Origin of the sequence: Rhizobium sp. NFR12, from assembly GCF_900108545.1 — a bacterium.
Taxonomy (GTDB): Bacteria; Pseudomonadota; Alphaproteobacteria; order Rhizobiales; family Rhizobiaceae; genus Neorhizobium; species Neorhizobium soli.
Window position 1 is genome coordinate 482,241 of sequence record NZ_FNWM01000001.1, and the last position, 13,963, is coordinate 496,203.

Annotated in this window: 10 protein-coding genes; 5 read left to right on the forward strand and 5 right to left on the reverse strand. The window is 61.1% G+C overall.

Annotated elements, in window-relative coordinates:
* The first annotated feature begins 121 nt into the window (after nucleotides 1-121).
* From tal to BLW69_RS02280, 3 genes are all read left to right on the forward strand, one after another.
* Complete coding sequence (gene tal / locus BLW69_RS02270) at nucleotides 122-1,087, forward strand: transaldolase (RefSeq protein WP_062461231.1); 966 nt, start codon at nucleotides 122-124, stop codon at nucleotides 1,085-1,087.
* Nucleotides 1,088-1,239: 152 nt separating this feature from the next.
* On the forward strand, nucleotides 1,240-2,946 hold the full coding sequence (locus BLW69_RS02275) for a methyl-accepting chemotaxis protein (RefSeq protein WP_092659687.1): 1,707 nt from the start codon (nucleotides 1,240-1,242) through the stop codon (nucleotides 2,944-2,946).
* 247 nt (nucleotides 2,947-3,193) lie between these two features.
* Nucleotides 3,194-4,642 (forward strand): prolipoprotein diacylglyceryl transferase, encoded by a 1,449-nt coding sequence (locus tag BLW69_RS02280; protein ID WP_092659689.1) that lies wholly within the window; start codon nucleotides 3,194-3,196, stop codon nucleotides 4,640-4,642.
* Nucleotides 4,643-5,083: 441 nt separating this feature from the next.
* Here the strand turns inward: BLW69_RS02280 and lysS are convergent, their stop codons facing one another.
* From lysS to BLW69_RS02295, 3 genes are all read right to left on the reverse strand, one after another.
* A complete protein-coding gene (gene lysS, locus BLW69_RS02285; protein ID WP_062461227.1) occupies nucleotides 5,084-6,583 on the reverse strand; it encodes a lysine--tRNA ligase in 1,500 nt (499 codons plus the stop codon).
* A gap of 175 nt (nucleotides 6,584-6,758) precedes the next feature.
* Nucleotides 6,759-8,216, reverse strand: a complete 1,458-nt coding sequence (gltX, locus tag BLW69_RS02290) for a glutamate--tRNA ligase (protein ID WP_092659691.1) — start codon at nucleotides 8,214-8,216, stop codon at nucleotides 6,759-6,761.
* A gap of 177 nt (nucleotides 8,217-8,393) precedes the next feature.
* Nucleotides 8,394-10,166: an SLC13 family permease gene (locus tag BLW69_RS02295; RefSeq protein ID WP_092659693.1), complete on the reverse strand. Its 1,773-nt coding sequence runs from the start codon at nucleotides 10,164-10,166 to the stop codon at nucleotides 8,394-8,396.
* Between the two features lie 240 nt (nucleotides 10,167-10,406).
* On the opposite strand from BLW69_RS02295, the gene BLW69_RS02300 reads away from it, so the two are divergent.
* Nucleotides 10,407-10,949, forward strand: coding sequence for a glutathione peroxidase (locus BLW69_RS02300; RefSeq protein ID WP_092659694.1), 543 nt, complete (start codon nucleotides 10,407-10,409; stop codon nucleotides 10,947-10,949).
* Nucleotides 10,950-11,030: 81 nt separating this feature from the next.
* Here BLW69_RS02300 and BLW69_RS02305 read toward each other — a convergent pair whose 3' ends face one another.
* Together BLW69_RS02305 and BLW69_RS02310 are read right to left on the reverse strand one after the other, a co-directional pair.
* Nucleotides 11,031-11,792: a TerC family protein gene (locus BLW69_RS02305; RefSeq protein WP_062461215.1), complete on the reverse strand. Its 762-nt coding sequence runs from the start codon at nucleotides 11,790-11,792 to the stop codon at nucleotides 11,031-11,033.
* A 98-nt stretch (nucleotides 11,793-11,890) separates the two neighbouring features.
* Nucleotides 11,891-12,595 carry a TetR/AcrR family transcriptional regulator gene (locus tag BLW69_RS02310; protein ID WP_062461212.1) on the reverse strand — a complete coding sequence of 235 codons (705 nt, stop codon included), beginning with the start codon at nucleotides 12,593-12,595 and terminating at the stop codon, nucleotides 11,891-11,893.
* Between the two features lie 134 nt (nucleotides 12,596-12,729).
* Between BLW69_RS02310 and BLW69_RS02315 the strand changes: the two genes are divergently transcribed.
* A complete protein-coding gene (locus tag BLW69_RS02315; protein ID WP_062582076.1) occupies nucleotides 12,730-13,929 on the forward strand; it encodes an HlyD family secretion protein in 1,200 nt (399 codons plus the stop codon).
* The last annotated feature ends 34 nt before the right edge of the window (nucleotides 13,930-13,963 follow it).

The following is a 13,963-nucleotide window of genomic DNA, read 5'->3' on the forward strand; positions in this document are numbered from 1 at the left end:
CAATTGTGAAGGACAAATGTCTTGACTTCTTTACCCTGAAGGGTTGTTATCCGGTCAACAGCGATCCAGAAACCATACGACGCCCCGAGCGTTTGTATTCGCTTAACAAGGATTTATTCGGATGACGTCGAAACTAGAGCAGCTTCGTTCCATGACAACGGTCGTCGCCGACACGGGCGACATCGAGGCGGTGACCCGCCTCAAGCCGGTCGATTGCACCACCAACCCGTCGATCGTTCTGAAGGCGATCGGTTCGCCGGCATTTGCCGACACGTTCCAGGAAACGGTTGCCTGGGGCCGCAAACAGGGCGGCAGCGACGACGCGATCACGGTTGCCATAGCTGACAAGCTCGCCATCGACGTGGGCGCGGCGCTTGCTGGAATTGTCCCCGGCCGCGTTTCGACCGAAGTCGACGCCGACCTTTCCTTCGACACCGAAGGTTCGATCACCAAGGCGCACAAGATCATCGCAGCCTACAAGGATCGCGGCATCGAGCGCGAACGCATCCTGATCAAGCTGGCATCGACCTGGGAAGGCATCAAGGCCGCCGAAGTTCTGCAGGCCGAAGGGATCGACTGCAACCTGACGCTTCTGTTCAGCCACGCCCAGGCCGTTGCCTGCGCGGACGCCAAGGCGTTCCTGATCTCGCCCTTTGTCGGGCGCATTCTCGACTGGTACAAGAAGTCGACCGGCGAGGACTACACGTCCGAGACCGATCCCGGCGTCGTCTCGGTGCGTTCGATCTACAATTACTACAAGGCGAACGGCATCTCGACGATCGTCATGGGCGCTTCGTTCCGCAATGTCGGCGAGATCGAAGCTCTTGCCGGTTGCGACCGCCTGACGATTTCGCCGAACCTGCTCGACGAGCTCGACAAGGCGGAAGGCACGCTGGAGCGCAAGCTTTCGCCTGAAAAGTTCGAGCCGGCCGCGCCGATCAAGATGGACGAAAAGACCTTCCGCTGGATGCTCAACGAAGACCAGATGGCGACCGAAAAGCTTTCGGACGGCATCCGGGCGTTCAACAAGGATCTCGGCGCGCTCCGCGAGCTCGTGAAGAAGGAACTGGTCCGCGCCGCGGCCTGATTTCCTCAACGTTTTCCAATGACAAGGCCCGCCTCGTGCGGGTCTTTTTCGTTTTCCTAATGTGCGCGGCCGAGGCACAGGGTTAACCGAACGTTTAGCCGGAACTCCTAGATCTTTCAGCCTACAAATCACTTTGAAGCTGGAGCGCATCGATGGCTGGGATTTCTTTTGGCCGTATCTTGTCCAACGCCGCCGTGATCAAGGCCCTCAATCGGTCGCAGGCGATCATCGAATTCGACCTGAAGGGCATCATACTCGATGCCAACGAAAACTTCTGCAATGCGCTCGGCTACCGCCTGGACGAGATCGTCGGCAGGCATCACAGCATGTTCGTCGATCCGGCCGATGCAGCTTCCTCAGATTACTCGGCGTTCTGGGCACGGCTTTCCACAGGCGCGTTCGATCAGGGCAAATACAAACGCGTGGGCAAAGGCGGCCGCGAGATCTGGATCGAAGCCACCTACAATCCGATTCTGAAAGGCGGCAAGCCTTACAAGGTCGTGAAGTTTGCGACCGACATCACGGAAGCCCGCAAGCGGGCGCTCGAGGACCGGGGCAAGCTTGAGGCACTGTCGCGGGCGCAGGCGATCATCGAATTTTCGCCGACAGGCAAGATTCTCAACGCCAACGACAATTTCTGTGCCGCCGTCGGCTACCGTCTCGATGAGATCGTCGGCAAGCACCATTCTATCTTCTGCGAACCCGACTATGCGCGCTCGCCGGACTATCAGGAGTTCTGGAAGAAGCTCGGACGCGGCACCTTTTCGGCCGATCAGTTCACCCGCATCACCAAGACCGGCGAGAAGATCTATATCCAGGCATCCTACAACCCGATCATCGACGACAGCGGACGGGTGTTCAAGGTCGTCAAGTTCGCAACGGATGTGAGCGAACGGGTAAGGGTGGTCAACGATCTCGGCACCGGACTTGCACGTCTCGCCGATTGCAATATCCAGCAGACGCTGGATACGCCCTTCATCGTGGAATTCGAGCCGCTGCGCCGGGACTTCAACGCCTCGATCGGGGCGTTCCAGAAGACGCTGATGGGGGTCCTGCAGCAGACTTCCAGCCTCAACGACAGCAGCCAGGACATGCAGGTGGCGGCCGACCAGCTGTCCGCCCGCACCAAGGAGCAGGCAGCGTCGCTTCGAGAAACGACGGCGGCGCTGGAGCAGGTGACGGAGACGGTAAGGTCCTCCAACACCAATGCGGAGGAAACCCGCAAGCTGGTCAAGGGGGCGCTGCAATCTGCGACCACGTCCTCCTGCGTGGTGCAGGAAACCATCACGGCGATGAAGCGGATCGAAGGCGCATCGTCCGAGATTACCAAGATCATCAGCGTGATCGACGAGATCGCGTTCCAGACCAATCTTCTGGCGCTCAATGCCGGCGTCGAGGCGGCCCGTGCGGGCGAGGCGGGCAAGGGCTTTGCGGTTGTGGCACAGGAGGTGCGTGAACTGGCGCAGCGTTCCGCCAAAGCCGCCAAGGAGATCAAGGGACTGATCGAGAATTCCGGCCGGCAGGTCACGGAGGGCGTGCGCCTTGTCGACGCGACGGGCGCCGCGCTGCACGAGATCGAACGGTTTGTCGCCTCGATCGACCAGAATGTCCAGTCGCTGGCCACTGCGGCGCAGGAACAGTCGGGTGGCCTGTCCGACATCAACCAGACGGTTTCGCAGCTCGACCGGATGACGCAGCAGAACGCGGCGATGGTGGAGCACACGACCGGCATCAGCCGCCAGCTTGCAAGCGGCGCGGCTCTGTTGTCGGAACTGGTCGGACATTTCAAGCTCAACAGGCGCGGCGAAATGCGCGAAACGGGTTCACCGCGTGCCGGCGGCGGCCGCCGGGCCGCTTGACGCAACAGCGAGCGACGACCGGTGGAGAGGCCCGCGTCATGCGGGCCTTTTGTCGTCTGAAGGTCAGGCATGATGGGCGATGGGCCGGCCGGAGCGCGGATGCGCTTCGGGAGCCTCATTCCGGGACAGGCGTTGGGCGAAGAAAAGCCCAGGCTTAAAGCTTCTTCAATCAGAGTAGCGCAGACTGCGGCTTGAGTATTCCATGTCTTGTTGTGCGTGATGGGGTGATGATGCCGGAGTTCGGCGCGTGAAGATACGGCTATCGAAGAAGCTGCTCGCGGTCGTCGGCGGTGTTTCCGTGCTCTGCGCCGGCAGCGGCGCGGCGGCCGTGTTCGTGGGCAAGGAAAAGTTTTTCGGCCCGTCCTACGCCGATCTCAACGGCCTGACCTGTTCTGTGTTGCAGACGTTCACGACCAAGCGCGACGGACGCACCTGGGTGCGCCGCTATGTGAATGCCGACGAGGTTGCCTCGGCGGATGGCGTTGGTGACGGCATGGCACGCATCCGCACCGCGTTGCGCGTGGCAAAATCCATCCAGGAAAAGGAAAAGGCCGACATCGTGCAGGTGGCGATGGTCGACAAGGCGGGTCCGAAGGACCGCGCCGAAATGCGCGGCCGCATGATTGGCGCGCAGGTCGTCTACATTCCAGATGTTTCCAAGGCACCTGACGGCGCGGCGCGGGAACCCTATTCCGCGTTCTATGTCGAGGGTGCTGCGACATCCAAGGGCGAGTATTACGGCCAGCGCATCGACATGCCGCTCGCCGATATCGAGCATCTCGAAGCACGTCTCACCGACAAGACCGATTGTATCGACCCCGTGGCGATCGCCGCAGCCGAGGCTGCAGCCGCAGAAGGACATGGCGCGGCCAAGGGGCATGACAAGAAGCCTGCCAAGGGGCATGAACCCGCCGGACATGGCGAAGCCTCCGGTGGGCATGACGCACCAGCCGCTGAAGGAGAAGCGCCGGCAGCCGAGCACGGCAGCGCGCCTACGGAAGGCCATGGCGAGGCAGCGGCCTCGGGCCATGGCGAGGGTGGGGAACCTGCCGCCAAGGAAAGCGGCGGTCTCCTGAGTTCGGTGACCGGCATGCTCTTCGGTTCGAAAGAGGAAGCAGCGCCTGCCGCCGCCGCGCATGCGCCGGACGGCGAGGGGCACGCTGCACCGCAAGGCGGCGAGCATCCAATCGACTCGAAGCAGGATGGTCATGCACCAGCTCCAGCCGCAGCGGGGGATGACACAGCCGAGGGTTCGAAAGAGCATGCCGCAAAGGGTGAGCCTATCTCTGCGCCGGCAGAAACACCTGCACCGACCGAAGAGAAGAGTTTTGTCTCTTCCATGAAGGAGATGCTCTTCGGTTCCAGTGACAAGGCTCCGGACGCGGCGCCGGATGCCACACATGACGAAGCCTCGGCTGAGCCGGCTTCGCCAAAGACCGAGCCCGCGCCAGAGCCCCGCACCTCTGCCGAGGGCGGCAGGCGCTGGTCGAAGCAGGATGGCAACGACGAGATCCGTTCCGGCGGGCCTTCGGCTGCCGACGCCGTGCATGACGACAAGGCCGCCGAGCCAGCCGCTACGGTCGCGTCGGATCAGCCGGGCGCGGCAGCAGGCGGGTCCAATGCCGCGGATGCGGCCGGTGCCGCGTGGCTTGAGAAGCTGCGGGCGCAACAGGCTGGTTCGGCCAGCAAGCCCTAGTCAAAAAACAACCTATCGGTTGCTCCATCGTCCAGAGAGGCCCTTGCCATCGAGCCCCGTTGGCGCGGCGGGGCGGGGACAGCATGTTGGCTGTTGCTGCGTATGGTCGGAACTTGCGAGAAGATCCACTAATCCTCTGCCCGTTTCAGGGAGAGGAGTCAGGCTGCTGACAAAGGTTTTATCAAACAACTCTTGATGTCACTTTGGAACCGATGCGGTTCGCAACCTCCCCTCATCCCCGCCCTTTTGGCGGGGATCCCGTCAGCTCAAGTCCTTGAGCTGAGAGAGTCTTTGACCCGACGGACGTCGTGTCGCTGGATCCCCGCCACAAGGGCGGGGATGAGGGAGCGTGGGGTATCGCTCTCGCCAAACAAGCTTCTTCAGCGTTTGTCGGCAGTCTGACCTTTCCCTGTTTCAGGGGAGAGGAGCAGGTCTGTCTGATCAATCCGCCTTGGCGCGGCGGGCCGGGAAGAGGATGACGTCGCGGATGGACGGGGCGTTGGTCAGGAGCATGATCAGGCGGTCGACGCCGATGCCGAGGCCGCCGGCGGGGGGCATGCCCTGGTCGATGGCATCGAGGAACTCGTCGTCGAGCTGCTTGTCTTTTTCACCGCGGGCATGGGCCTGTTCGAGCTGTTCGACCATGCGCTTGCGCTGCTCTTCAGGATCGTTGAGTTCCGAGAAGGCATTGCCCAGTTCCCAGGCGTTGCAATAGGTCTCGAAACGCTCGACGAGGCGCGGCTCGCCCGGGACTTCCTTGGCGAAGGGCGAGATGTCCTTCGGGAAATGGGTGACGTGGCTTGGCTGGATCAGCGTCGCCTCGACCTTTTCCTCGAAGATGAAGGCGAGGCATTCGCCCCAGGTCCAGTCCTTCTCGACTTCGAAGCCGGCAGCCTTGGCGGCGGTGCGGGCTTCCTCGTCGGTCTTCATGCTCAAGAAGTCGATACCGGTGACTTCCTTGACAGCGTCGGGCATCGGCACGCGCTTGAACGGGCCCTTGAACGACAGTTGCTTGTCGCCATAGGCGAACTCGGTCGAGCCGTGGATCTTCATGGCAAGGTCGGCGAACAGGCGTTCGACGAGGTCCATGATGTCCTCGTAGTCGGCATAGGCCCAGTAGCATTCCATCATGGTGAATTCAGGATTGTGCCGGGTGGAGACGCCTTCGTTGCGGAAGTTGCGGTTGATCTCGAACACCTTGTCGGTGAGACCCGACACCAGCGTGCGCTTCAAGAACAGTTCCGGCGCAATGCGCAGGTACATGTCGAGCTTCAGCGTGTTGTGGTGGGTCTTGAAGGGTTCGGCCGTGGCACCGCCATAGACGGAATGCAGCATCGGCGTTTCGACTTCCATGAAGCCGTCGTCTTCCATGAAGCGGCGGATGCCCGACACGATCTTCGAGCGCTGCTGGAAGCGCAGCTTGCTTTCCTCGTTGCTGAGGATGTCGAGGTGGCGCTTGCGGTAGCGGATCTCGACATCGGCAATGCCGTTCCACTTTTCCGGCATCGGCAAAAGCGACTTGGTCAGCATGGTGATTTCGCGGGCGCTGATCGACAGTTCGCCGCGCTTGGTGCGGCGCACGATGCCGGTGACGCCGATGATGTCGCCAAGATCGATCATCGACAGCATCGCCCGGGCTTCCTCGGGCGTCACGTCCTTGTGGGAGAAGATCTGGATCTTGCCGCCGGCGTCATGGATATCCATGAACATTCCGGAATTGCGCGAGGAAAAGACGCGGCCGGCAACCGTGACGACATCGGTGGTTTCGACGTCTGCCTCGAGATCCTTGTACTTTTCCGCCAGTTCCGCATTGGTCATGGTGCGGTGGAAATGCGCCGGATAGACGTCGCCGACGGTTTCGCGCAGCTTCGCCAGTTTCTGGGCGCGCACTTCTGTGGCGTCGGAGGAGAGGGCGGTTTCGGTCTTGGTGTTCTCGGTCATGGTTTTTGCCTTCGAGGCTGGTTGTTCTGGTTCGCCGATGCGGCGGGCTCGGCTAACCCTCCCCCTTGTGGGGAGGGTCGGAGCGCAGCGACGGGGAGGGGTATCCCGGATTGCGAAAGAAAAGGCCCCTCCCTAACCCTCCCCACACGGGGGAGGGAAGCTGTCGCCGCAGGTATTACTTCTGCGCACCCACCATGGACGACACCACGGCGGCGGCGATCTTCAGGCGCTGGCGCACGACCGAGCGGCCGAGGATTGCCATGCTGTCGAACAGCGGCAGCGAACGCTGCGAGCCGGACATGGCGATGAACAGCGGCGGGGTGACGACGCGCAGCTTCTTTTCGAGCTTGTCGGCAACCGAGCGCAGTTCGGCATCGATCGCCTCGACGTTCCATTCGATCATCTTCTCGATGTCGGCCTGGACCATGGTGATGATGGCAAGCGTGTCTTCCGGCGAGGTCTTGAGACCCGCAAACGAGGCCGGGGTCAGGTTGACGTCGGCGGCGAGCAGGAAGCCTGCGAGGTTCGGCAGGTCGCCGAGCTTGGAAACGCGGCTCTGCGAGTGCTTGAGACCCTCGATCAGGCGCTGGTTTTCCATCGCCCATTCCAGCGTGCGCGACACGAACTCTTCCGGCGACAGCTTTTCGCGCAGCCAGCGGCCGTTCACCCAGTCCAGCTTCTGCAGGTCGAAGATGGCGCCGGCCTTGGACAGGGCTTCCGGATCGAAGCTGCTGATCATCTCATCCATGGTCAGAAGCTCTTCGCCTTCGGCGATCTGCACGAAGAACAGGCCGAGGAAGTTCATCAGGGCTTCCGGCAGGTAGCCGAGCGCCGAGTAATAGCTGATCGAGGTCGGGTTCTTGCGCTTGGACAGTTTCGACTTGTCGGCATTTCTCATGAGGGAGAGATGCATGAAGACAGGCGCTTCCCAGCCGAAATAGCGATAGAGAAGAATGTGCTTGGGCACCGATGCCAGCCACTCTTCGCCGCGCGCCACATGGGTGATCTTCATCAGATGGTCGTCGATGACGTTGGCCATATGATAGGTCGGCATGCCGTCGCCCTTGATCAGGACCTGCATGTCGACCGAATCCCACGGGATCGAGACATCGCCATAGACGCCGTCTGTGAAATCGCACGAACCTTCGGTCGGGATCTTCATACGCACGACGGACTGTTCGCCGGCCGCCATCTTTTCGGTGACTTCCTCGGCCGAGTATTTCAGGCAGAGACCGTCATACTTCGGCGGCTTGCCGGCGGCGCGCTGGCCTTCGCGCATCTGCTCCAGACGCTCCGGCGTGCAGAAGCAGCGGAAGGCGTGGCCCTTGTCGAGCAGGTCCTGGGCGTGCGGCCAGTACATGTCCTTGCGGTCCGACTGACGGTAGGGGCCGTAGGGACCGCCGATATCTGGACCTTCCGCCCAGGTAAGCCCGGTCCATTTCAGCGCGTCCAGCACCTTCTGCTCGTATTCGAGCGTCGAGCGGGTCGCGTCGGTATCTTCGATGCGCAGGATGAATTCGCCGCCGTGCTTTTTCGCGAAAAGGTAGTTGAAGAGGGCGATGTAAGCGGTGCCGACATGGGGCTCGCCGGTGGGCGATGGGGCAATGCGGACGCGAGGGGTCGGATTGATCATGGATACTGCTCTTTCCACGGCGCGCATGGCTGCGCAAAGCCTGTGCCTTTGAATAGGGATTGGCGCAGGCTTAGGCCATATTCAGGCGAGAGCGTCAAGGTTTTTGGCGAAAACGGCCGCCACCCCGTCCCTCATTGAGGGACGGGGTTAGCCTGGGTCCGTTGAGCGCGGGGAGGACTAATTTACCGGCCAGATATAGAGGAGGGCGGGGACGCTGACGACGATGATCAGGAACGACAAAGGCAGGCCAAGCCGCGGATAATCGGAGAACTTGTAGCCCCCCGGGCCGAACACCAGTGTGTTGCACTGATGGCCGACCGGCGTGAGGAAATCGCAGCCTGCGCCGATCGCCACCGCCATCAGGAAGGGCTCGGGGCGAAAGCCGAGATTGGTGGCAAAGCTTGCGGCGATCGGCCCCATGACCAGCACGGTTGCTGCGTTGTTGAGGAAGGGCGTGACGGCCATGGCGGTGATGAGGATCAGACCGATCGCGCCCCAGGCAGGCAAGGTCGCCGCTGCCTGGCCGAGCCATCCGGCGATCAGTTCGCTACCGCCGGAGGTTCGCAGAGAATCCGAAACCGGGATGAGCGCCGCCAGCATGACGAGGATCGGGCCATCAACGGATTTGTAGAAATCGGTCAGCGGAATGGCGCGGAAAACCACCATACCGAGAGCGGCCGCGAAGAAAGCGACCGGCACAGGGGCGAGCCCGACGGCCGTCGTGCCCATCGCCAGTGCCAGGATGATCAGTGGAATGAAGGCCTGCCTCCGCGTGCCGAGCAGCACTTCGCGCTGAGCAAGCGGCAAAAGCGAGAAGTCCTGCATCACCGTCGGCATGTTCTTGCGGCTGCCCTGCAACACGATCACGTCGCCCGCCATCAGGGTGATGCTGCCAAGCCGCTGCTTGAGGCGTTCGCCATGCCGGCTGATGGCCAGGAGGTTGACGCCGCGGGTGTAGGACAGCGCCAGTTCCTTGGCGGAAAGCCCCTTCAGCGGCGAATCCTGGGTGATGATCGCTTCGATCGAGATCACGTCGGCCTGAGCCTGGCCGTTTTCCATCAGCGGCTTGCCGGAAAGCTGCAGCTTGCCGCCGGAGACCATCCGGTCGAGCGCCTTCGATGGGCCTTCGAGCAGTACCACATCGTTTTCGCGCAGGATGAGGTCCGGGAACGGCGCCATGCGCGAGGGGCCGCGCAGGACGGCATTGGCAATCACCTCGCCATCGCCGATCTTCAACAGCTCCGCGACCGTCTTTTCGAGAACGGTGGACAGCGGGGTAATCATCACTTCGGATGTGTAGTTGGTGATCTCGACAGCTTCCTCGAGGGAATCGTTCTGCTTGGTGCGGCTCGGCACCAGCCAGTGGAAGAACAGGAGGAAGGTAATGCCGACAAAGGCGAGGATCGCACCCATCGGGGTAAAGTCGAACATCGTGAAGGATTCGCCGGTCAGTTCCTGGCGGATCCGCGACACGACGATATTGGGCGAGGTGCCGATCTGCGTCATCAGGCCACCGAGCAAAGCGGCGAAAGCCATCGGCATCAGGTATTTCGACGGCGAGGCGCCGGATTTGCGGGCGAACTGGAACGCCACCGGCATCATGATGGCAAGCGCGCCGATATTCTTGATGAAGGCCGACAGCACGGCGACGACGATCATCAGCAAGGCCAGCTGGGTGTGCAGCGTGTTGAGGTTGGGGAAGAATTTCTTGATCGCCATGTCGACGATGCCGGAGCGGGCAACGCCTGCCGAAACGACCAGCGCGCTGCCGACGATGATGACGATATCATCCGAGAACCCGGAAAACGCCTGGTCGACCGGAACGATCCCCACCGTCACCGCCACGACGAGCGCACAGCAGGCGACCACATCGTAGCGGAAGCGATCCCAGATGAAGACGGCCATCATCACGGCGATGACGGAAAAGGCAAGGATCTGCTGGGTTGTCATGTGGCTCCGGGGGCGCTGGAAATGGGATGCAGCGAGAGGCGATGATCGGCGTGGTGATAAGATCGTGCCCTAGAATGCCCCAGTGCCACAAATGTTGCAAAGTCTGATGACGTTTCGCAAAAGGCGTTTATCGCCGCTCAGGGCGTGTCTGCTGGACAAACCGTGGTGGACGCATAAGTAGACGATATCAACTGCAGTTGTTTGCGCCAATTCCCCTGCGCCAAAGCCCCCGGAGCCGTCATGACCGATATCCTTGCCATCCCCGTCAAGCTTGCCGACGGCCGGAACACGACGCTTGCCGAATACCGTGGAAAAGTCATGCTGGTGGTCAACGTCGCGTCCAAATGCGGCCTGACCACGCAGTATGAAGGGTTGGAAAAACTCTACGAGCAAAAGCGGGACAGGGGCTTTGTCATCGCAGCCTTTCCGGCCAACGACTTCATGGGGCAGGAGCCCGGCTCGGATACGGAGATCGTCGAATTCTGCCAGCTGACCTATGACGTGAAGTTTCCGATCTTCTCAAAGATTTCCGTCAAGGGCGATGCCAAGCATCCGCTCTACAAGGCGCTGACCGCAGATCCGGTGCCCACCACCGGCGACGGTCCGATGAAGGCGCGCCTGCGCGGCCGCGGCATGGAGGTCAAGGATGGCGAGATCGTCTGGAATTTCGAAAAGTTTCTGATCGGACGCGATGGCCGGATCAAGGCACGCTTCGCGCCTGACGTGACCGCAGACGATAACCGGCTGCTCGAAGCGCTGGACCGGGAACTGTCCGAGCGGTGATCCGCCGGGACCAGGCGTTTGGACTGAACACAAAAAGGGCGCCTCGCGGGCGCCCTTTGCGTGTCGATGTTTGTAGCAACGTCAATGCAGCGTGCCGGAGGCCTTTTTCTTGGCGCGGGCGCCCTTCGCGAACATGTTGAGGGCCTCGACGCCGGCCGAGAAGGCCATGGCGGCGTAGATATAGCCCTTCGGAACGTGCACGCCGAAGCCTTCGACGATCAAGGTGCCGCCGATCATCAGCAGGAAGGCGAGAGCCAGCATGACGATGGTCGGGTTTCTCTCGATGAAGTTGGCAAGCGGGGTTGCTGCCAGAAGCATCACGGTGACAGCGGCGACGACGGCCACGATCATGATCGGCAGATGCGGCGTCATGCCGACTGCGGTGATGATGCTGTCGATCGAGAAAACCAGGTCGAGGATCAGGATCTGCACGATGGCGGCGCTGAAGCTCATCTGCACGACTTCCTTGCCGGCGCCGACCATGTCTTCCTTGTTGTCGACCACATCCACGGAATGGTGGATTTCCTTGGTCGCCTTGTAAACGAGGAACAGACCACCGGCGATCAGGATCATGTCCTTCCAGGAGAAGGGGTGACCGAAGGCTTCAAAGACCGGATTGGTAAGCTGTACAATCCAGGCAACGGTGCCGAGCAGACCAAGACGCATGACCAGCGCCAGGCCGATACCGATCTTGCGTGCCTTTTCCCGATGCTCAGGTGGTAGCTTGTTGGTGAGGATGGAGATGAAGATCAGGTTGTCGATGCCAAGCACCACTTCCATGACCACAAGTGTAACGAGCGCTACCCAGGCCGTCGGGTCTGCTACCAGCGCTGCAATGTCCATCCATCTCTCCTGTTTTCAATCAAAGGGCGCAATTTCCCGCCGCATTTGGGGATCGACCCATTAAAAACAAGAGTAGGTTGAATATGGACCGACCAGAATCAGGCGGAATCAGCCCCATTATCGATCACGGGTTTGTTATGACAACCATAGGCCGCCATGAAAACGCGGACTGCACCTTGGATGGTCCGGTGGATTTCCTCGTCTGACGGGGCGTCTTCCATCGACCCGAACAGACGAACCTTGAAATAGCCGCCGCTGACGAGGTCGATATACTGGCCTGCGGCAAGTTCGATATCGTCGATATTCAGCCTGCCGGCCTCGACGTGGAGGGCGAGAAAGTCGCGCATCACGGTGCGCAGATTTTCGGGTCCGCGGAAAAAGCGCCGACACAGGTCCGGCATACGCTCGCGGACGCCAAGCACGGTCCGCATCGCGGTGATGATTTTCTCTTCCGTCATGTGGCTGAGGAACGAGACGCCAAAATCGTAGAGGCTCTTTTCCACATTGCCGTTGGTCGACAGAACGGACCGAACAGTGGCGAGGAAGGCGGCGCGCTCCTGTTCCACCATGGCGACGAACAGATCTTCCTTGTTCTGGAAGTAGACGTAGATCGTTCCCTTCGAAACGCCGGCCTCGCGCGTGATGTCGTTCATGCTTGCGGCTTCGAAACCAAGCTTCATGAAAACCCGCGTCGCGCCTTCCATGATCTGGCTGCGCTTGGCTGGATCCTCGCCCGCAGCAAAACGCCCTGCAGTGCGGGGGGACGTGTCTCGCGGCGCGGATCTCTTTAACGGTTTCGGCATTATAATTCAGCATTCCGGTTTTTTTCGAACCGATTGGTTCGATGTGGTCTTGATATGTGTGATCGAAGGCTTTATGTCAACGCTCCGAACTGATCGGTTCGATCGGTTTTCGCTTTTCAAAGATGGTTACGACAATGACGGCCTCCAAGAATGCCGGCGCGCTGCGCACCGTAAAAAACGAAGATGTGAATGCCGATGACACGGCGCGCGACGACGCGTCGCCGGCTGCCGAGAAACCTGCGGCACCTGTTGCAACGCCATCGCCCGAAGCCAAGGCCGACGCACCGGCAAAGAAGGGCAAGCGTGGCCTTATCCTGCCGATCATCGTGCTGGCGCTGCTCGCCGGTGGCGGCTGGTATGGATATCAGTGGTGGACGACGGGCCGTTTCATGGTGTCGACGGACGATGCCTATATCGAAGGCGATATTGCCACGATTTCCCCAAAGGTCACGGCTTTCGTTTCGAAAGTGAATGTCGCCGCCAACCAGCAGGTCAAGGCCGGCGATGTGCTGGCGACGCTCGACAATGGCGATTACCAGAACGCGCTTGATCAGGCCAATGCCGCCATCGAAACCGGCAAGCTGTCGCTGACCCGCATCGATGCACAGGTCGAAGGTGCGCAGGCAACCCTTGCCCAGGCGCAGGCCTCCAAGGTTGCACTGCAGGCAGCGGTCCGCGGTGCCGAGATCACGCTCAAGCGCCAGACCGAGCTTGCGGCCAAGTCGGTCGGCACGACCGCCGATCTCGACAGCGCCACGATTGCGCTCGATCAGGCCAAGGCCAACCTTGTCGGCGGCGATGCCTCGATCAAGTCGGCAGAAGCCAACATCACCATTCTTGAAGCGCAGCGCAAGGAAGCCGAAGGCCAGGTCCGGACGCTGGAACTGCAGCGCGACAAGGCGGCCCGCGACTTGTCCTTTACCGTTCTGAAGGCGCCCTATGACGGGATTGTCGGCAATCGCTCGGTGCAGGAAGGCGATCTCGTTTCGCCGGGACAGCGGCTGATGGCGCTGGTGCCGACGCGCCAGCTCTATATCGACGCCAATTTCAAGGAAACGCAGATCCAGCATCTGGAGATCGGCTCCAAGGTGGAAGTGCATGTGGATGCCTATAGCGAGGAGCCGATCATCGGGACGGTAGAATCGCTTGCGCCGGCTTCCGGCTCGGTATTCTCGCTGCTGCCGCCGGAAAACGCGACGGGCAACTTTACCAAGATCATCCAGCGCGTTCCGGTCAGGATCGCCCTGCCGCAGGATGCGCTCGACAGCGGTCGTCTCAGGGCGGGTCTGAGCGTTGTCGTCGACGTGGACATCCGCACCGCACCCAAAAAGTAACTGGGCTTTGGCCTAACAGCCCCATCGGGGCGGA

Coding starts and splice junctions, on each gene's coding strand:
- tal (WP_062461231.1), top strand. CDS start 122: ATGACGTCGAAACTAGAGCAGCTTCGTTCCATGACAACGGTCGTCGCC.
- BLW69_RS02275 (WP_092659687.1), top strand. CDS start 1,240: ATGGCTGGGATTTCTTTTGGCCGTATCTTGTCCAACGCCGCCGTGATC.
- lysS (WP_062461227.1), bottom strand. CDS start 6,583: ATGACCGAGAACACCAAGACCGAAACCGCCCTCTCCTCCGACGCCACA.
- gltX (WP_092659691.1), bottom strand. CDS start 8,216: ATGATCAATCCGACCCCTCGCGTCCGCATTGCCCCATCGCCCACCGGC.
- BLW69_RS02295 (WP_092659693.1), bottom strand. CDS start 10,166: ATGACAACCCAGCAGATCCTTGCCTTTTCCGTCATCGCCGTGATGATG.
- BLW69_RS02300 (WP_092659694.1), top strand. CDS start 10,407: ATGACCGATATCCTTGCCATCCCCGTCAAGCTTGCCGACGGCCGGAAC.
- BLW69_RS02305 (WP_062461215.1), bottom strand. CDS start 11,792: ATGGACATTGCAGCGCTGGTAGCAGACCCGACGGCCTGGGTAGCGCTC.
- BLW69_RS02310 (WP_062461212.1), bottom strand. CDS start 12,595: ATGCCGAAACCGTTAAAGAGATCCGCGCCGCGAGACACGTCCCCCCGC.
- BLW69_RS02315 (WP_062582076.1), top strand. CDS start 12,730: ATGACGGCCTCCAAGAATGCCGGCGCGCTGCGCACCGTAAAAAACGAA.